This is a genomic window from Bacteroides sp. BFG-606 (assembly GCF_024788145.1).
Classification (GTDB): domain Bacteria; phylum Bacteroidota; class Bacteroidia; order Bacteroidales; family Bacteroidaceae; genus Bacteroides; species Bacteroides vicugnae.
The window spans coordinates 3,820,261-3,839,928 of record NZ_JANUIL010000001.1; the positions used below are offsets into that span (position 1 = coordinate 3,820,261).

At 41.4% G+C, this 19,668-nt stretch carries 11 protein-coding genes and 3 pseudogenes; 12 read left to right on the forward strand and 2 right to left on the reverse strand.

The genetic code is table 11. The annotated features are described in order from the left end of the window. Position 1 precedes the first annotated feature (1 nt). Genes NXV01_RS14210 through NXV01_RS14220 form a run of 3 tightly spaced genes read left to right on the forward strand, consistent with a single transcriptional unit; the run spans position 2 to position 3,369 of the window. On the forward strand, positions 2–1,060 hold the full coding sequence (locus NXV01_RS14210; RefSeq protein WP_258980106.1) for an MBL fold metallo-hydrolase: 1,059 nt from the start codon (positions 2–4) through the stop codon (positions 1,058–1,060). A gap of 20 nt (positions 1,061–1,080) precedes the next feature. Then, the gene (locus tag NXV01_RS14215) at positions 1,081–1,980 is read left to right on the forward strand and encodes a glycerophosphodiester phosphodiesterase family protein (protein ID WP_217721512.1); all 900 of its coding nucleotides are present in this window, start codon (positions 1,081–1,083) and stop codon (positions 1,978–1,980) included. 12 nt (positions 1,981–1,992) lie between these two features. Next, a complete protein-coding gene (locus tag NXV01_RS14220; protein WP_259022727.1) occupies positions 1,993–3,369 on the forward strand; it encodes an MFS transporter in 1,377 nt (458 codons plus the stop codon). A gap of 150 nt (positions 3,370–3,519) precedes the next feature. Here NXV01_RS14220 and NXV01_RS14225 read toward each other — a convergent pair whose 3' ends face one another. Further along, entirely contained in the window at positions 3,520–5,085 is a 1,566-nt protein-coding gene (locus NXV01_RS14225) for an ATP-binding protein (protein ID WP_234132011.1), read from the reverse strand. 154 nt (positions 5,086–5,239) lie between these two features. Between NXV01_RS14225 and NXV01_RS14230 the strand changes: the two genes are divergently transcribed. The 8 genes and pseudogenes from NXV01_RS14230 to NXV01_RS14265 all read left to right on the forward strand — a co-directional run bounded on the left by NXV01_RS14230 (position 5,240) and on the right by NXV01_RS14265 (position 14,019). Continuing rightward, positions 5,240–5,896: a DUF2490 domain-containing protein gene (locus tag NXV01_RS14230; protein ID WP_148366123.1), complete on the forward strand. Its 657-nt coding sequence runs from the start codon at positions 5,240–5,242 to the stop codon at positions 5,894–5,896. Between the two features lie 306 nt (positions 5,897–6,202). Then, on the forward strand, positions 6,203–8,107 hold the full coding sequence (locus tag NXV01_RS14235) for a fimbrillin family protein (RefSeq protein WP_259022728.1): 1,905 nt from the start codon (positions 6,203–6,205) through the stop codon (positions 8,105–8,107). Positions 8,108–8,181: 74 nt separating this feature from the next. After that, entirely contained in the window at positions 8,182–8,673 is a 492-nt protein-coding gene (locus NXV01_RS14240; protein ID WP_004296910.1) for a PaaI family thioesterase, read from the forward strand. Between the two features lie 259 nt (positions 8,674–8,932). After that, a pseudogene (gene hisG, locus NXV01_RS14245) lies at positions 8,933–9,783 on the forward strand (ATP phosphoribosyltransferase). A 91-nt stretch (positions 9,784–9,874) separates the two neighbouring features. After that, on the forward strand, positions 9,875–11,158 hold the full coding sequence (hisD, locus tag NXV01_RS14250) for a histidinol dehydrogenase (protein WP_259022729.1): 1,284 nt from the start codon (positions 9,875–9,877) through the stop codon (positions 11,156–11,158). Between the two features lie 103 nt (positions 11,159–11,261). Next, complete coding sequence (hisC, locus tag NXV01_RS14255; protein ID WP_148366130.1) at positions 11,262–12,302, forward strand: histidinol-phosphate transaminase; 1,041 nt, start codon at positions 11,262–11,264, stop codon at positions 12,300–12,302. A gap of 3 nt (positions 12,303–12,305) precedes the next feature. Then, a complete protein-coding gene (gene hisB, locus NXV01_RS14260; RefSeq protein WP_195649043.1) occupies positions 12,306–13,430 on the forward strand; it encodes a bifunctional histidinol-phosphatase/imidazoleglycerol-phosphate dehydratase HisB in 1,125 nt (374 codons plus the stop codon). 25 nt (positions 13,431–13,455) lie between these two features. Beyond that, positions 13,456–14,019 (forward strand): tyrosine-protein phosphatase, encoded by a 564-nt coding sequence (locus tag NXV01_RS14265; RefSeq protein ID WP_259022730.1) that lies wholly within the window; start codon positions 13,456–13,458, stop codon positions 14,017–14,019. Positions 14,020–14,134: 115 nt separating this feature from the next. Here the strand turns inward: NXV01_RS14265 and NXV01_RS14270 are convergent. After that, a pseudogene (locus NXV01_RS14270) lies at positions 14,135–16,062 on the reverse strand (NAD(+) synthase). A 648-nt stretch (positions 16,063–16,710) separates the two neighbouring features. On the opposite strand from NXV01_RS14270, the pseudogene NXV01_RS14275 reads away from it, so the two are divergent. Further along, positions 16,711–19,654 (forward strand): annotated as a pseudogene (locus tag NXV01_RS14275) (SusC/RagA family TonB-linked outer membrane protein). Positions 19,655–19,668: the final 14 nt, after the last annotated feature.

A 19,668-nucleotide genomic window follows, 5' to 3' on the forward strand; every position in this document is an offset into this window, starting at 1 on the left:
GATGGATATAATAAGAAAAATACAATATTTACTGTTTTGCCTTTTGGCAATAGGTTTTGTTGCTTGTGATGATGATGACAACAACAGTACCGAAACTGGTCATGAAGGAATTCTTACGCAATTGGCAGAGGAAGTAGATGCCACTGCGGAACAGTTGTGGAGTTCTTCTCCTTTGATTGTCAATGCCGGACGTACCACTACTTTGACCAAGATTCAGGGATATGCGGATCAATGTAAAGATGATTATTTCGTCAGTTATCTGAATGGCTTCGATCAGGCGAGTACGAGTATGGAAAAGTGTGATCCGATTATCTATTTTTATCGGAGTGCATTTGATCGTGTGATGGATGGAATTAAAAACTCAAAAGTAGAAAATGGTACGGCAGCGATCTGGTTACTCTATAATATGGGATATGTGGTAAAAACTCCGTCAGGATGTTTTGCTATTGACATTTCTCATCGTTGGGCGAAAGAACTGGCACCTTATATTGATTTTCTCTGTGTTACCCACAAACACTCCGATCATTATAATAATGATCTTATTCAGGCTATGTTTGATTTAGGTAAACCGGTGTTGTCCAACTATCTGAAAGACACGACATATCCTTATACTGCAAAGGGGGATAAAGATTATGAAATTGGAAAATTCAAGATTAAAACTTGTATCACCGATCACAACAATTCCGGCTTATCTAATTTTGTGACTGTATTTTCGATTGATTGCGGGGAAGATACTGGTAACTTCGTCTTTATGCATGTAGGAGACTCCAACTATAAACCGGAACAATATACGAATTTGGCTTCTCATGTGAATGTCTTGATACCGCGTTATGCTCCCAATGCTCTGACCGAAAATAATATTCTGGGTTCAGGTGCGGGACAGGTGGAACCGGATTATGTCTTGTTATCACATATCTTGGAACTGGCTCATGCAGGTGTTGATGAATCGAGATGGTCATTGGATATGGCACTCGAACGGGCTTCGAAGATTAACTGTGAACAGACTTATGTACCAATGTGGGGAGAAAAACTGGTCTGGAAAAACAATAAACTGAATTAAAATACTTAATGTTTGAACTTATGAAACGGATATGTAACTTCATACTTCTTCTGTGTTTGGTGCAACTGGCTGTTGCCCAAAATAGAATAGCTGAAATCAGAGAAAATCTGCTGGGAAATCATCCGGATAAAATATTGGTTGTATCCCACCGGGCTGACTGGCGTAATGCCCCGGAAAACTCATTGCAAGGTATACAGAATTGCATTGATATGGGTGTCGATATGGTGGAGATCGATTTGAAAAGAACCAAAGACGGACATTTAGTAGTGATGCATGATAAAACGATCAATCGTACCATGTCCGGAAAAGGACTGGTGGAAGATTATACATTGGCTGAATTGAAAGCAATGCGTCTTAAAAATGGAGTGGCTTGTAAGACAAGACATCAGATTCCTACATTGGAAGAAGTGATGTTGCTCTGCAAAGGTAAGATTATGGTAAATATTGATAAGGGGTATGACTATTTTCAGGAAGCTTATATCATACTTGAAAAGACGGGAACGGTTGACCAATGTGTTATCAAAGCCGGTCTTCCTTATGAACAGGTGAAAGCCGAAAACGGTGCTGTATTGGACAAAGTGATTTTTATGCCTATTGTACAGTTGCATAAAAAAGGAGCCGAAGCTATTATTGACAGTTATCAGACTCACATGAAGCCTGCTGCTTATGAGTTAGTGTTTGATAATGATAGTCCGGAGGTGCTTAATCTGATAAAAGAAGTGCGTGATACAGGTTCTAAGTTGTTCATAAATTCTCTTTGGCCTGAATTATGCGGTGGTCATGATGACGACCGTGCAGTAGAACTTCATCAACCGGATGAAAGCTGGGGATGGATCATTAATCAGGGAGCCAAATTAATTCAAACTGACCGTCCTGCCCTCTTATTGGAGTATCTGCGCAAAAAGAAGCTTCACGACTAAATAGACTTTCTCATGTTGAAACAACTTATAAACTTTTACAAGGTCTCTTCACCGAGACCTTGTAACGGGGAAGCTTTGTCTTCATCCGACTCACAGCATCTTCATTCCGAGGCCCGTCGTCTGAAATACCTGAAATGGTCTACTTTCCTTTCAGCCACTTTCGGTTACGGCATGTACTATGTTTGCCGCCTTAGCCTGAATGTCGTGAAGAAGCCCATAGTAGATGAAGGGATCTTTTCCGAAACGGAACTGGGAATTATCGGTTCGGTATTGTTCTTTACTTATGCCATTGGGAAATTCACGAATGGTTTCCTTGCCGACCGTAGCAATATCAATCGCTTTATGACTACCGGTTTACTGGTCACGGCTTTGGTCAACCTTTGTTTAGGTTTTACTAATTCGTTCCTCCTGTTTGCCATACTTTGGGGAATTAGCGGATGGTTTCAGTCTATGGGAGCCGCCTCTTGTGTCGTGGGACTTTCCCGTTGGTTCACGGACAAAGAACGGGGATCCTATTATGGATTCTGGTCTGCCAGCCACAATATCGGTGAAGCGTTGACCTTTCTGATTATTGCGTCTATCGTTAGTGTATTGGGTTGGCGTTACGGTTTCTTTGGGGCAGGTATCGTGGGGTTGATTGGTACATTGATCGTCTGGAAGTTCTTTCATGACACTCCTGAAAGTCAGGGCTTTCTGCCAGTGAATATTCCCAAGGAGAAAAAGGAGATGAGCGTTACGGAAGCGGCTGATTTCAATAAGGCGCAGCGGCAGGTCTTGTTGATGCCTGCTATCTGGATACTGGCTCTTTCGAGTGCTTTTATGTATATTAGTCGTTATGCCATCAATAGTTGGGGCGTTTTTTATCTGGAAGCGCAAAAAGGATATTCCACGTTGGATGCCAGTTTCATTATTTCCATCTGTCCGGTCTGTGGTATCATCGGTACTATGTTTTCGGGAGTCATTTCTGACAAGTTGTTTGGTGGTCGCCGAAATGTTCCTGCCCTGATTTTCGGATTGATGAATGTTCTTGCACTTAGCCTGTTCTTGTTGGTTCCCGGTGTACACTTCTGGATAGATGTACTTGCCATGGTTCTTTTCGGTTTGGGTATCGGAGTTCTCATCTGTTTTCTAGGTGGCCTGATGGCTGTTGATATTGCTCCCCGTAATGCTTCTGGTGCAGCATTGGGAGTGGTGGGTATTGCCAGTTATATTGGAGCCGGATTACAGGACGTAATGAGTGGTATTCTGATAGATGGTCAGAAGACGGTTCAGAACGGAGTCGATGTTTATGATTTCACATACATCAATTGGTTCTGGATTGGTGCAGCTCTGCTGTCAGTACTCTTTGCATTATTGGTTTGGAATGCAAAATCAAAAGAGGCTGATTAGTTTCAGGTATGTTAGATATATCAGGTATATTAGGTTAGATTGAAAAAACTTGTTTCCAAAAGAGGATGACAAATGTTTATTTTCAATGGTATCGGTTTTTATTTCGGGAAGTTCGTAACTACGATTCTTCCCGAAATGTTTTTATCATATTTATGTCGTTTCTGCCAGCCAACGATTGATATTACGGGTTTCCGCACTAAATTCCACACCAATTTTCACTATTTCCCGGTGGTCTTTCTGATAAGGAATCAGATATCCTTTCTCATCAATCTGTTTCATTGCTTCTTCTGCGGTTCCATTTAATTTGAACTCAAACACATAGACATATTTCGGTGTTTTAACTACAGCATCGGCACGTCCACGGGCGCTGCGTACTTCTGCTTCCGTGAATTGTCCCATCAGTTTGAATACGAGATAGAAGATAACCTGATAATGACGTTCAGTCTGGTCATTCAATTCATACGGAATATCGGCAAAGAAAGCCTCCAGACGAGTGAGGAAAGATTCGTAATCACCTTTCTCCAATTCATCAATGAATTTTCCAATATAAAATCCCTGATCATTGTTCTTCATCGGAGTGTAGAATGGCACAAGAAAGTTAATGAATCCGTAACGTACCTCATCGTTAGGAAAGTCAAGTAAATAATTATTAAACCGTCTGTCGTAATCCTTAATAGTCAGATATCCACTTTGATAAATCAGCGGTACGGGATTATTTGCATCCATTCTGTATTCAGCAAAAGAAGATGCAGGTGCTTCTATGCCATTTAATAAAGTACGTAAATCATACTCACTTTTTTGCAGTAGTTCAACCAAAAATGTCGGTGTGCCAGTCTGGAACCAATAGCTACCCAACTCCAATTTGCTGAAAGCATTCAACACACTGAACGGATTGAATACTCCTGCACCATCCGGATGAAAATGATAACCGTCATAGTTGCATTCCATTGCTGTAACTACCTCTTCTGAAGTCTGATGATTTTTGCGGCCGAAAGTTTCAATTTCGGGCTTGAAAGTACTTTTCAGTTCTTCGCGGGTGATACCGCAAAGCGTGGCGTAAGAATAGTCCAGACTAATGTCATTCAACTGATTCAAGTCACTGAATACGCTGACTTGTGAGAACTTCGTAACTCCGGTCAGGAAAACAAAACGGAGATATGCGTCAGCACTTTTCAATACTCCATAAAAGGCTTTCAATGTCTGACGATATTCTTCGAACAATTTCGGACGGGTAATAGCCTGCAAAAGAGGTTTGTCATATTCGTCTACCAATACGACGACACCTTTTCCTGTTTTCAAGGAAGCTTGTTCGATTACATAACTAAAGCGCTCCTCAGGGCTACGGTCTTTTTTCTCATCACCATAAATAGCTTCCCATTTTTCTAAATATTGGTTTAGCATTGCAATTAAATCTGCTGCCGTTTCATATTTTTTGGCATTCAGATCAAGATGTAAAACCGGATGCTGTTCCCATTTCGTCTCCAGTTGTTCAATAGCCAAACCATTGAATAGTTCTTTTTTTCCTTGAAAATAAGCATCGAATGTAGAAATTAATAAGCTTTTACCAAAGCGACGTGGCCTGCTTAGAAAATATGGCTTTCCTAGGTTAGCCATACGCCATACAAGTGCTGTTTTATCCACATAAAGATAATTATCCTTCCGTATCCCTTCGAATGTCTGTATTCCAATAGGAAGTTTACGCATCAAGTTGTCCATATCCGATGATTTTAGAGTTTCTTACGCAAAGATACAATATGCAAATGAGAATTTAGACAGAATACGAATATAATCTTTTCAGAATCTTTTCAGTATCATGATTTTTCTTTGCGTAGAATAATTTACTATCTTTGCTACTTTAACCCGAAAATCAATGAGTAGAATAATATTAAATACTAAGACTTGGCTATTATTTGTGCTGTTGTTTGGAATATCATTTTCTGCATGGGCACAAAGTGACGATTTCAATACATGGACTAAATTCAAGGTAAATCATAAGATAGATTCCCGGTTTTCAGTTTCAGGTGATTTGGAATTGCGCATGAAAGATGATGTGAGAAAGTTGGATCGTTGGGGGCTTATTGTTGGTGGAAGTTACCGGCCTTATTCGTTTCTGAATCTGGGTGTTGGCTATGAAACCCATCTTCTGAATCTGGGTGATTCGGATTGGAAGTTCAGACATCGTTATTATATAACTACCACTGCCAGTTTTCGCTATCAATGGCTGAAAGTAGCTGTAAGGGAAAGATTTCAGCAGACTTTTGATCGTGGAAATTCTGAAACTCGTTTGCGTTCCCGCTTGAAATTGTCTTATGCTCCTACAAAAGGAATTGTTTCTCCCTATTTCTCTGTTGAAATCTATCAGAGTCTGGATGATGCTTCTTTTTGGAGAGCCGATCGTATGCGCTATCGTCCCGGAGTGGAAATAGCTTTAGCCAAGCGTTGGTCGTTGGATGCATTCTATTGTTATCAATATGCATCTTCACAAGGCAGACACATTGCCGGAATAGAAGTGGGGTACTCTTTCTGAAATTGGTAGGCTCTTAATATAATAATGTGAGAGCTTAATCCTTGATCTCTGACTGGTTATTTATAACTTATTGGTTATTTGTGTTTTAATTTGAAATGTAAAATTTTCCTATAGAAACTATACTTCGGTTTAATATAATTATATACTTTTGTTTTCAAGACATCAAAATGATATCTTGAAATTGATGATTCCACAGTACAACAGACGTGTTGTTCAGTATCCCATAACTGAAAGCGAATACTTCCTCTTATGCCATTCTTTCTGTTCAATCAAAAGTTTCTATTGGGAAATTAAAAAATAAATGTGATGAAACTATTTTATAACCTACAAAGGGGCGTGGGTTTACTTGTTTTTTGTTCTATCTTGCTTGGTGCTTGTGTGAACCATATTTCGGAGGAAGAGGGGGATATTGTTAATGATGGAGATATTCCATTGAAGTTTATCGCTGATATTCGTGAGTCGGTTGATACCCGTATGGCAAATAATAACTTTGCCGAAGGGGATGAAGTCGGTCTGTTCGCTCTTGCCGGAACTACTACAATGCAAGAAGAACGTTATGTGGATAATCTTCATTTCATACGTTCATCTAATGGTGAGTTTGAATCTAACGAGTCGGTATACTATCCGGATGATGGAGTTACATTGGATTTAATCAGTTATTATCCTTACCAAAAGAGTGGAGTGGGGATAGGGGAGAGTATCATGCAGGTAGCGGTTTCAACGACTCAAAATATTTCTGATGATTATTCACATTCTGATTTCCTGATTGCTTCTAAAGAAGATGTACCAGCCAGTAAGGAGGCGGTCGCTTTAACCTATAATCATCAGTTTTTTCGTCTGAAAATTGTTCTTGTTCCTGGAGAGGAAGAGAATTTGGAAGATATGTTATCCATTAAGCCTACACTTTCGGTGAGTGGCTTTTATACTAAAACAAGTTATGATTTTCAGAAAAAAACTTTCTCTGGTTATTCCGAAGAGAAGGATATTATTCCTGCAGGAGAATGGGGGATAGAAGACGGTCGACTGATAGGAAAGGAATTTATTCTGATACCGCAGGAGGCGACTCCGGGATACCAATACATAACGTTGGAAGCTGCAGGAAAGTTATATACAAGTCTATTACCATCTACTCTACAATTAAAAAGTGGAAAGCAGCGCGAATTGGAAATAAAGTTTGTATCAGCCGAAGATGTATTAATGAGCAAAGTGAATGGGGAAATCGGGGATTGGGATGGAACCGAAATAGATCATACTGAATCGGTCACGCTTCATAAATACATAGATGTTTCGAAGTTGACTTTTCAAAAGTCGAATGTGTATAAAGTGTTACATTCGGGAAAGCAAGTAGCCGAAATATGTAAGGAGTATCTTGTTACTCCGGAATTTTCTTCGCAGGCAATCGTTGCCTATCCGATGGGAGAAAATGGTAGTGTGGACTTATCTCAAGGCGTTGTGGCACAGTTGCTAGGAAAAACCGGAAAAGTGAATGGAGGAAGTGTATCATGGAATATGGAAGATCACTCGTTGGTCTATGTTGACGGAACTTTGCCGATTCGTAATAATGTATATGTGATGGCAGACGGAACCGTTTCTTTATCCGTTACAACGGCAGATGACATACTATCTGTTTTGGCATTGGAAGATATCACTCGTGATGTACGTGGAGGAATCATTCATAATTATCCGTTAGTGAAGATCGGAACTCAATATTGGATGCGGGATAATCTGGAGGTATCTTCGTATGTCGACGGTGAAGCACTTCCCAGACTGGATGCAGTGACAGCGAATGTTCTCGGATATCTGCAATCTGCTACGGAACACTATTTTTATACAGCTAATGTTGCACTTTCTAATAAAATTCTACCTATTCATTGGAGTATACCGGATTGGAAAGACTGGAACATTTTAAAAGACTATCTGAATGGAGAGGCTTCTTTGCTGAAATCAGGTACTTGGTTACCTTTGAAAGCGGGAGAACAGGTACAGCCTGCAACTAATTTATCCGGTTTTAATGGAATACCTGTAGGAATGTATGTGGGGGCTTTTCAAACTGATTACGAGAAAAAACATCTGGCATATTGGACACTGGATAATGCAAATACCGCTATCGACACCAAGGTTTTCTATCTGAAAAGCGATACGGATATTATTGAAGAATCTAACGCAGGCGTTGATACAAAAGCCTTTGCCATTCGTTGCATAAGAAAGTAAATCGGCGAAAAAGGTTTCTCTTTTCCATAAATTGCTTATATTTGGGAAGTAAAACTAACTAAAAAGAGAGAATTATGAAGAAGATAATAAACCCTTGGAAGGGTTTGGAGGGGTACAACTGCTTTGGTTGTGCTTCCAATAATGAAGCCGGATTAAAAATGGAATTTTACGAAGATGGTGACGAAGTGGTCAGCATTTGGAAACCACGTCCCGAATATCAAGGCTGGATTGATACCTTGCATGGCGGTATTCAAGCTGTCTTGATGGATGAAATCTGTGCCTGGGTTATACTTCGTAAACTACAAACCACGGGAGTGACGTCGAAGATGGAAACTCGTTACCGGAAATCGATTGATACTAAGGATTCTCATATAGTACTGCGTGCGTCTATTAAAGAGGTAAAGCGGAACATCGTTATTGTTGAAGCAAAGTTATATAATAAGGATGGAGAAGTCTGTACAGAATCAGTTTGTACTTACTTTACTTTCTCGAAAGAAAAGTCGAAAGATGAAATGCATTTTTCGAAATGCGATGTAGAATCGGAGGAGATATTACCATTAATTTGAAATAAAAACTCAAGTTTTTGTGATAAATGTTTGGTAGTATCAAACAAATACTTTACTTTTGTCGCAGTTAATAGAAGAAATATGAAATATACAGCTACACATCATCATCATCATTTTCCTAACGAATAATCGGTGGGCGTGGATGATATTGTGTATAACTATATAAACGATAACGAAGGCTTACCGAATACGGTAAGCCTTTTTTGTTTTTCAACGCAGATTGTATTTGTAATTAATAAATTAGTAATTAAATAAAGTCATGTTAAGAATCGCAGTACAAGCCAAAGGGCGTCTCTTCGAAGAGACAATGGCACTTTTAGAAGAGTCAGATATCAAGTTAAGCACTACTAAACGTACCTTGTTGGTACAGTCTTCTAACTTTCCTATCGAAGTTCTATTTCTTCGTGATGATGATATTCCGCAAACGGTAGCTACCGGGGTAGCTGATTTGGGAATTGTGGGTGAGAATGAGTTTATGGAAAAGGAGGAAGATGCTGAAATTGTCAAACGTCTCGGATTCAGCAAATGCCGTCTGTCACTGGCTATGCCGAAAGATATTGAATATCCCGGTCTGTCATGGTTTGAAGGCAAGAAGATTGCTACCTCTTATCCGGTGATTCTTCGTAACTTCCTGAAAAAAATAATGTAAATGCCGAAATACATGTGATAACCGGTTCGGTGGAGGTATCTCCGGGTATTGGATTGGCTGATGCCATTTTTGATATTGTAAGTTCCGGTTCTACTTTGGTCAGCAATCGTTTGAAAGAAGTGGAAGTTGTAATGAAGTCGGAAGCATTGTTGATTGGCAACAAGAACATGAGCGACGAGGAAAAAGAAGTGCTTGAAGAACTGTTGTTCCGTATGAACGCAGTAAAAACAGCCGAAGATAAAAAATATGTATTGATGAATGCTCCCAAAGACAAACTGGAAGAAATCATTGCTGTATTGCCGGGTATGAAGAGTCCTACAGTGATGCCATTGGCACAGGAAGGCTGGTGTTCTGTTCATACAGTACTTGATGAAAAACGTTTTTGGGAAATCATCGGAAAACTGAAAGGACTGGGAGCGGAAGGTATTTTGGTACTGCCGATTGAAAAGATGATTGTATAAATAGATATAGGCGCGGATTACACAGATAATGTAGTCACTAATCTTAGATACCGCATAATCCGTGAAATCCGTGCCTAATAAAATATGAACCATGAAATTGATTAAATATCCCTCAAAAGAGCAATGGACGGAACTTTTGAAACGTCCGGCACTAAATACGGAAAGTTTGTTCGATACTGTTCGTTCTATTATAAATAAGATAAAGACAGAAGGCGACAAAGCAGTATTGGAATATGAGGCTGTTTTTGATAAAGTGACCTTGTCTGCACTTGCTGTCACTCCTGAAGAAATACAGGTAGCCGAATCATTGGTAAGCGATGAACTGAAAGCTGCCATTTCTTTAGCTAAACAAAACATTGAAACATTCCACTCTTCCCAGCGTTTTGTCGGGAAGAAGGTAGAGACAATGAATGGGGTAACTTGCTGGCAAAAATCTGTAGGAATCGAAAAGGTCGGGTTGTATATTCCGGGTGGAACAGCACCGCTTTTCTCGACTGTATTAATGTTGGCTGTTCCGGCTAAAATTGCAGGATGCAAGGAAATCGTTCTTTGCACTCCTCCCGACAAAAATGGGGATATTCATCCGGCTATCCTTTTTGCCGCGCAACTGGCAGGTGTCAGCAAAATATTCAAGGCTGGTGGGGTGCAAGCGATTGCTGCTATGGCTTATGGAACGGAGAGTGTACCTAAAGTATATAAGATATTTGGTCCCGGCAATCAATATGTGACAGCTGCCAAACAATTGGTGAGCCTGCGTGATGTAGCTATCGATATGCCTGCCGGTCCTTCTGAAGTGGAAGTTCTGGCCGATGCCTCTGCCAATTCGGTTTTTGTGGCAGCAGATCTTTTGTCACAGGCAGAACACGGAATAGATAGCCAGGCTATATTGATTACCACTTCCGAGAAACTTCAAACAGAGGTGATGGCAGAAGTAGAGCGTCAATTAGCAGAACTTCCCCGTCGTGAAATTGCAGCGAAATCACTGGAGAATAGTAAATTGATTTTAGTGAAGGATCTTGATGAAGCATTGGAACTGACTAACGCGTATGCTCCGGAACATCTAATCATAGAAACGGAAAACTATATGGAAGTGGCCGAACGTGTGATAAATGCAGGTTCTGTCTTTTTAGGTTCGTTAACTCCCGAGAGTGCCGGCGACTATGCTTCCGGAACGAATCACACTCTGCCGACCAACGGTTATGCCAAAGCCTATAGCGGTGTAAGTCTGGATAGTTTTATCCGTAAGATTACATTTCAGGAAATTCTCCCGGAAGGAATAAAAGCGATTGGCCCTGCTATAGAAGAAATGGCCGCTAATGAACAGCTGGATGCACATAAAAATGCTGTCACAGTTCGTCTGAAAAGCTTAGCTTAATAATTAATTAATATGAAACGCAGATTTACGCGAATTTTCGCAAAGGAAAATTTAATCTGCGTCTGTCTGCGTTAATCTGCGTTTCAATAAATAATAAGTGAAGATGAAAACGTTACAAGAACTAACCCGGCCGAATATCTGGAAATTAAAACCCTATTCTTCGGCACGAGATGAATATAAAGGAGTTACAGCCTCTGTTTTCCTGGATGCGAACGAGAACCCCTACAATACACCTCATAACCGCTATCCGGATCCTATGCAGTGTGAACTGAAGACGCTGTTGTCGAAAATCAAAAAAGTATCCCCCGAGCATATTTTTCTTGGAAACGGTAGCGATGAAGCCATCGACTTGGTTTTTCGTGCATTCTGCGAACCGGGAAAAGATAATGTCGTAGCCATCGATCCTACTTATGGTATGTATCAGGTTTGTGCCGATGTGAACGATGTGGAATATCGGAAAGTATTGCTGGATGATAACTTCCAGTTCTCTGCCGATAAACTGCTGGAGGCTACCGACGAACACACCAAATTGATTTTCCTTTGCTCGCCTAACAACCCGACAGGAAATGATTTGCTCCGTTCCGAAATTGAAAAGGTACTTTGCCAGTTCGAAGGATTAGTGATGCTGGATGAGGCATACAATGATTTTTCCCAAGCTCCGTCTTTCCTCGAAGAGCTGGATAAATATCCCAACCTTGTCGTATTCCAAACATTCTCCAAGGCTTGGGGATGTGCTGCTATCCGTCTGGGAATGGCTTTTGCTTCCAAAGAAATTATAGATATCCTTAGCAAAATCAAATATCCTTATAATGTCAATCAGTTGACTCAACAACAAGCTATTTCTATGTTGCATAAGCACTATGAGATAGAACGTTGGGTGAAAACGTTGAAAGAAGAGCGTGATTATCTGGAAGCGGAATTTGAAAAACTCCCATGTACTATCAAACTGTTTCCTTCTGATGCCAACTTCTTTTTGGCTAAAGTGACAGATGCTGTGAAAATCTACAACTATTTGGTCGGTGAAGGAATCATTGTGCGTAATCGTCATAACATTTCACTTTGTTGCAACTGTTTGCGTGTGACTGTCGGTACCCGTGTAGAAAATAATACCCTATTGGCTGCCCTTAAAAACTATCAAGGATAATTTATGAAGAAGAAAGTATTATTTATCGATAGAGATGGTACGTTGGTAATCGAACCTCCCGTTGATTATCAGCTCGACTCATTGGAAAAACTGGAATTTTATCCGAAGGTATTCCGTAACTTGGGTTTCATCCGTAGTAAACTTGACTTTGAATTTGTGATGGTCACCAATCAGGATGGATTGGGTACATCCTCTTTTCCGGAAGAGACATTTTGGCCTGCTCATAATCTGATGCTTAAAACATTGGCAGGAGAGGGGATTACTTTTGATGAAATTCTGATAGACCGTAGCTTCCCTGAAGACAATGCGCCTACCCGCAAGCCACGTACGGGAATGTTGACGAAGTATTTGAATAGTCCCGATTATGATCTTGCCGGAAGTTTTGTGATAGGTGATCGTCCTACGGATGTGGAACTTGCCAAAAATCTGGGTTGCCGGGCAATTTATTTGCAAGACTCAACCGAAGCTCTGAAAGAAAAAGGATTAGAAGAAGTCTGTGCCCTTGCAACTACTGACTGGGACCGGATAACTGAATTCCTTTTTGCCGGAGAACGGAAGGCGGAAGTACGCCGTACTACAAAAGAAACAGATATTTATGTTGCTTTGAATCTGGATGGAAATGGAACTTGTGACATTTCTACCGGTCTTGGCTTTTTCGATCACATGCTTGAGCAGATTGGAAAACACTCCGGCATGGACTTGACCATCCGTGTAAAAGGAGATTTGGAAGTAGATGAACATCACACGATCGAAGATACCGCTATTGCATTGGGCGAATGTATCTATCAGGCTTTAGGTAGCAAACGAGGGATTGAACGTTATGGCTATGCCTTGCCGATGGATGATTGTCTTTGTCAGGTTTGTCTGGACTTCGGCGGTCGTCCTTGGCTGGTTTGGGATGCTGAATTCAAGCGTGAAAAAATAGGAGAGATGCCAACAGAAATGTTCCTTCATTTCTTTAAATCATTGAGCGATGCAGCGAAGATGAATTTGAACATCAAAGCCGAAGGACAGAATGAACATCATAAAATAGAAGGAATTTTTAAAGCTCTTGCACGTGCACTAAAGATGGCATTGAAACGTGATATCTATCATTTTGAACTTCCATCCAGTAAAGGGGTTCTTTAATTTTCTAATGATGATACATAGACTTATGCAGAAAAGAATCTTGTTAAGCCTACTTTGGGGAGTAATTTTCTCTATATCTGTTTTTAGTCAGAATTTGAAAGTAGAGAAGATTACTCTTCCCGATAGCGAGTTGACCAATCTGTATAAGATTGATTCCGGGGTATACCGCTCGGAACAACCCTCTAAAGATGATTTTAAAGCTTTGGAAAAGTATGGGATTGGGGAAGTTCTTAATCTACGGAACAGACACAGCGATGATGACGAAGCAAAAGGAACAAGTCTAAAACTTCACCGGGTAAAAACCAAAGCACATTCGATTAGTGAAAAGGAATTGATACAAGCATTGCGCATTATTAAAAATCGTACGGCCCCTATTGTTTTCCATTGTCATCATGGTTCTGATCGCACAGGGGCTGTTTGTGCCTTTTATCGTATCGTTTTTCAAAATGCTTCGAAAGAAGATGCCATCCGTGAGATGACAAAAGGGGGATATGGCTTTCATCGAATCTATAAGAATATTATTAGAAGAATTAAAGAAGCCAATGTGGAGCTAATAAGAGAAGAAGTAATGGCAGGCGGAGAGTTCTAATATTCCCGTCTGTGCCATCACTCTGTCACAACTGTGCCACCGCATTGGCACAACCATGCCATACTGTTGGCACAGTTGTGCCAATGCGGTGGCACAAACATATCGGTAGGCTGCCTTATAGAGCCTCTATTTCTTTAAGCCACATGGCTGAACTAGCATCACTTGGCATTCTCCAATCTCCTCTTGGACTGATAGAAATACTTCCTACTTTGGGGCCATCCGGCAAGCAAGAACGCTTGAATTGTTGATTAAAGAAACGACGGAAGAAGGTAGAGAGCCATTTCTTGATGGTTTCTTCGTCATAGACATCTTTGAATGCAATATTGGCCAGATAGAATATCTTGGATGGGCGGAAACCACAACGTAAAAAATAATAAAGGAAGAAGTCATGCAGCTCATAAGGACCTACCAAATCTTCTGTTTTTTGTTTAATTTCTCCGTTTTCATCTGCAGGAATCAGTTCCGGACTAATAGGAGTGTCTACTATGTCAAGTAAAAACGCTTTTGAATTTTCATCTATGCCGTTTTCCGCTACCCATTGTACCAGGTACTTCACCAGAGTTTTCGGTACACTTGCATTTACTCCGTACATCGACATATGGTCGCCATTGTAGGTTGCCCATCCCAGTGCAAGTTCTGATAAATCTCCTGTACCGATCACCATTCCCCAAGTTTGATTGGCTACGTCCATTAATATTTGTGTACGTTCCCGTGCCTGCGAATTCTCGTATGTAACGTCGTGTACATTTATATCATGGTCTATATCTTTAAAATGCTGGATACAGGCTTCTTTTATACTGATTTCACGAATAGAAATACCTAGCGATTTCATCAGACCAATGGCATTGTGATAAGTACGATCTGTTGTTCCGAAACCCGGCATTGTGATTCCAAGGATATCTTTCCGGGACAATCCCAACTTATCAAAAGTCTTCACGCAAACAAGCAGTGCCAGTGTTGAATCCAATCCACCGGAAATGCCGACTACGGCAGTTTTAGCTCTGGTATGAACCAATCTTTGTGCCAGTCCGGCTATCTGAATGGAGAATACTTCTTCGCAATGCTCGTTCAATTCTGCTCCCTGTGGTACAAAAGGATGAGAGTTGAATTTCCGGGTTAATTCCAGTTCTTTGCTATTAACAAATTCTGTTGCAATAGAAACAGCTTTTTTATCTCCCAGATTTGCCTGATTGGCGGCAAAAGTCGTATTGATTCTACGTTCAGTCCGGATACGTTCAACATCTATTTCACTAATAATAAGTTGTTCTTTCATACTGAAACGTTCACTGCGCGCAAGAAGCGAACCGTTTTCGTAAATCAGTCCGTTACCAGCAAAAACGACATCGGTAGTAGACTCTCCGAAGCCGCAGGATGAGAATACATATCCGGCAATACAACGTGCAGATTGCTGGCTGATAAGAGAGCAGAGATAATTGTTTTTTCCGATGCCTTCATTGTCAGCAGACATATTGAAAATAATTTCTGCGCCTTGTAATGCCAATGAAGAGCTGGGAGGTATGGTAGACCAAAGGTCCTCGCATATTTCGATACCAAAAGTCGTATCCGAAGTTTCAAAAAGCAGATTGGCACCTATCGGAACTACTTGTCCGCAAAGCCGTACGTTATTGGTTGTCAGTTGAAGTGCCGAAGTGAACCAGCGCTGTTCATAGAATTCTTTATAATTCGGCAGATAAGTCTTGGCGGCAACCCCCAATACTTTCCCTTTCTGGATCACTACGGCTGCATTGATTACTGTCGAATTGACAATAACAGGCATGCCAACAATAGAAATAATGTCTAATTGACGAGTATTATTAAGGATTTGCATCAGCCCCATTTCTGCCTCTTCAAGCAAAAGCTGCTGTCCAAATAGGTCGCCACAAGTATATCCGGTAATACTCATTTCCGGAAATACGATCATTTGCACTCCTTTGCCTTCGGCTACTGCAATCAAGCTTTCTATCTTCTCTACATTGAATTTGCAGTCAGCCACCTTTATGTGTGGCACAGCTGCAGCTACTTTTTCACAAATCCGTAGTTCATCTTATACCTTTTTATATATAATGGGTGCAAAAATAGGAAATAGTTTTGAATATTTTTCTTTTCTGTATTGAATCCTCTCAATAAGCTATTTTTATGGGTTATGGTATTTGTTGTTTAAACAATTAATTAAACTATCAAAATGAATGTGAATATCTAATTTATGCTGGAATATATTTTGAATTTGTTTTTTAAAAGGATTATATAGACTTAAATATGTAGCAAAAAGATAGAAGTGGAAATATGGTATAAAAAATGCGACATATTGTTTTTTTTATTTAATTATAATATATATATTTGTAACCAAAATATAACAACATTGAAAGTACATAAACCTAAAACAGAACAAGTAATATTAGTGTTTAATTTATAACTTAAGAGAGCAGATGGTCAAACATTTAATTCACACAGCAGTAACACGAAAAATCTATTTGGATATTTGGCGTAATATAAAAAATCTGCCAAGTTAGTCTAACTCCTATTGTATTTTATAGAAAATATAATCTACCCCAAATCGATGCAAGATATGTTTGTAACCGATTGGGGGAAGGAGCGTATTATTATTTCATACGCGAAGATAAGTGTATTCCTTATTATAGAAATTTTATAAAAATAAATCAATTATATTAATTTTTAATTCAAGTATCAAAGATGAGAAAATCAATTCTCTTGTTTGTACTCTTTGCTCTGACGAATATCCCTCTCATGATTCTGGCACAGGGAGGATATAAAGTCACAGGACATGTAGTTTCAGCGGAAGATAATGAGCCGATGATTGGCGTGTCCATTCTGGAGAAAGGGACAACAAATGGTGTGATTACCGATGTAGACGGTAACTACATTCTTGAAATTAAGGGTACGGCGAAGGCTACTTTGCTGTTCTCTTATGTCGGTATGCAATCTCAGCAGCATGAAGTCAACCCGCATACGGGGACGTTGAATGTACGGCTGGTTTCGGATTCCGAATTAATAGACGAAGTTGTGGTGGTGGCGTACGGAACCCGTAAAAAGGGAACCATTGCCGGAGCCGTGTCCACTGTAAAAGCGGAAAAGATGGAAAATGTACCGGCAGCGGGTTTCGACCAGTCGTTGCAGGGACAGACGCCCGGTCTGACGGTGATCTCCAATTCCGGAGAACCCAGCAAATCGGCGGTCTTCCAGATTCGAGGCACGAATTCTATCAATTCGGGCACGTCTCCGTTGTTTATTCTGGACGGTGTGCCTATTTCGAGCGCTGATTTTAATACAATCAGTCCGGCAGATATCGAATCCATATCTGTGCTGAAGGATGCTTCTTCCACTTCTATCTATGGAGCCCGTGCGGCAAATGGCGTGGTGGTAATCACTTCCAAACGCGGATTGTCGCTGGACAAGGCGAAGGTATCGTTGCGTGCGCAGTGGGGGTTCTCACAACTGGCGTCGGATGACAACTGGATGATGATGAATACGCCCGAGCGTATCCAGTTTGAAAAAGAAATCGGTCTGGACTCCGGTCAGGATTACACCTTGCTTTCGCGTACCGATGTCAATTGGCTGGATGAAGTTTTCAACGACCGCGCTCCGTTGCAGAGCTACGAATTGTCGGTCAACCGTGCTACCGATCGCCTCAACTACTACGTTTCCGGTGGTTTTTACGATCAGGACGGTATTGCGCAGAACTCTACTTTCCGTCGTTACAACTTGCGTGCCAATGCAGAAGTGAAAGCAAGCAACTGGTTGAAGATGGGAACCAACACAATGATGGCTTATGAAGAAGTGGCGCAGGCAGAAGAAGGAGAAATGGCACTTTATACTCCGATCTCCGGTTCACGTTTCATGCTTCCTTATTGGAGTCCTTATAATAAGGACGGTTCTCTGGCTTCGCAGAACGACGGAACTTGGACGGGAATCGGACAGAACCCTATCGAATGGATGTCTAATAATCCGGTGAACCACAAGAAGTATAAATTGTTGTCTACCGTCTTTGCAGAGCTTACTCCGGTAAAAGACCTCACTGTGCGTGCACAGTTCGGTGCGGACTATGCGCACTCTACGGCTTTCATGCAGTCTTTCCCGAGCTACATTATCAATAACAGTTCAGGTAGCGCCGGACGTAGTTCATCGGATATCCTGAATCTGACGGAAACCGTTACGGCAAATTACCGTTGGGCGCTGAACGACGACCATTCTTTCAATTTCCTGCTGGGACAGGAAGGCGTGGACTATCGTTCTAACGGATTCCAAGTAGTCACCAGAGGACAGAACAACGACCGTCTGACAAATGTCACTGCCGGTACGCGCGCCTCTTCATGGGTGGATACCACTAGCTCTTACGCTTACTTGTCGTTCTTCTTCCGTGGCGAATACAACTATAAAGATTTATATTATGCCGAAGGTGCTGTACGTACCGATGCTTCTTCCCGTTTCGGTAAAGACCACCGTTGGGGTACTTTCTGGTCGCTCGGTTTTATGTGGAACATCAAGAACGAGGCTTTCCTGAAAGACGTGGAATGGCTGACAAGCGCACAAATCAAGTTGAGCACCGGTACATCGGGTAACTCGGAGATTAATTTCTACCAGCATCTCGCACTGGTTTCCGGCAACGCCAATTACTTCAACCAAGCAGGCCTGTATCCTGCACAGAGCGGAAACGAAGATCTGGGTTGGGAACAGACATGGGCAAACAACGTCGGCATAAATTTCGGTATTTTCAACCGTGCGAACGTGAACATCGACTTCTATCATAAGAAAACCACCAATATACTGATGAACGTGCCTACTTCGTATGCTAGCACCGGCGAAGGGTGGCGTTGGGAAAACATCGGTGCCATGATGAACCGCGGTGTGGAAATAGCGGTAGACGGTGATGTGATCCGCACGAAGGATTTCATTTGGAACCTAAGCGCCAACGTTTCTTACAACAAGAACAAGTTGCTTGAACTCTACAACGGCGTGCAAGAATATGTAAACTCCACCACCGGATTGAAGTATGTAGTGGGACATCCCGTACATGAATACTTCATGAACCGCTATGCAGGCGTAAATCCTGCCAACGGAGACGCTCTGTGGTATACTGCTGACGGAGAACTGACTACCGAATTCCGTGAAGAAGACAAAGTAATGACCGGCAAGACGTTCGACTCTCCGTGGGCGGGCGGTTTCGGGACAACCCTTACATGGAAAGGTCTTTCACTGTCGGCACAATTCAGTTGGATGGCAGACCGCTATGTGATGAACAACGACCGTTTCTTTGAAGAAAGTAACGGACTGTACAGCTCCTACAACCAGTCGAAACGACTGCTGTATGACCGTTGGAAGAAGCCGGGTGACGTAACGGATATCCCCCCGTTATGGCGTGGTAGCCCAGTTGGATGACCGTTTTCTCGAGAATGCTTCTTTCCTTCGTCTGAAGAATCTGACGCTGGCTTATTCGCTTCCGCAGTTGTGGCTGAAGAAGACCAATTTCTTCTCTTCCGCCCGCATCTATCTGCAAGGGCAGAACCTGCTGACATGGACCGGTTTCACCGGACTCGACCCGGAAGTGGCCGATAATGTTTACAGAGCACAATATCCGTCTTCGCGCCAGTTTACTCTGGGGGTTGAAGTTTCATTTTAACTAGTACATTAAAG

What these genes read in the sequence shown, in the direction of transcription:
- NXV01_RS14210 (WP_258980106.1), top strand. Translation starts at nt 2, where the DNA reads ATGGATATAATAAGAAAAATACAATATTTACTGTTTTGCCTTTTGGCA.
- NXV01_RS14215 (WP_217721512.1), top strand. Translation starts at nt 1,081, where the DNA reads ATGAAACGGATATGTAACTTCATACTTCTTCTGTGTTTGGTGCAACTG.
- NXV01_RS14220 (WP_259022727.1), top strand. Translation starts at nt 1,993, where the DNA reads ATGTTGAAACAACTTATAAACTTTTACAAGGTCTCTTCACCGAGACCT.
- NXV01_RS14225 (WP_234132011.1), bottom strand. Translation starts at nt 5,085, where the DNA reads ATGGACAACTTGATGCGTAAACTTCCTATTGGAATACAGACATTCGAA.
- NXV01_RS14230 (WP_148366123.1), top strand. Translation starts at nt 5,240, where the DNA reads ATGAGTAGAATAATATTAAATACTAAGACTTGGCTATTATTTGTGCTG.
- NXV01_RS14235 (WP_259022728.1), top strand. Translation starts at nt 6,203, where the DNA reads ATGAAACTATTTTATAACCTACAAAGGGGCGTGGGTTTACTTGTTTTT.
- NXV01_RS14240 (WP_004296910.1), top strand. Translation starts at nt 8,182, where the DNA reads ATGAAGAAGATAATAAACCCTTGGAAGGGTTTGGAGGGGTACAACTGC.
- hisD (WP_259022729.1), top strand. Translation starts at nt 9,875, where the DNA reads ATGAAATTGATTAAATATCCCTCAAAAGAGCAATGGACGGAACTTTTG.
- hisC (WP_148366130.1), top strand. Translation starts at nt 11,262, where the DNA reads ATGAAAACGTTACAAGAACTAACCCGGCCGAATATCTGGAAATTAAAA.
- hisB (WP_195649043.1), top strand. Translation starts at nt 12,306, where the DNA reads ATGAAGAAGAAAGTATTATTTATCGATAGAGATGGTACGTTGGTAATC.
- NXV01_RS14265 (WP_259022730.1), top strand. Translation starts at nt 13,456, where the DNA reads ATGCAGAAAAGAATCTTGTTAAGCCTACTTTGGGGAGTAATTTTCTCT.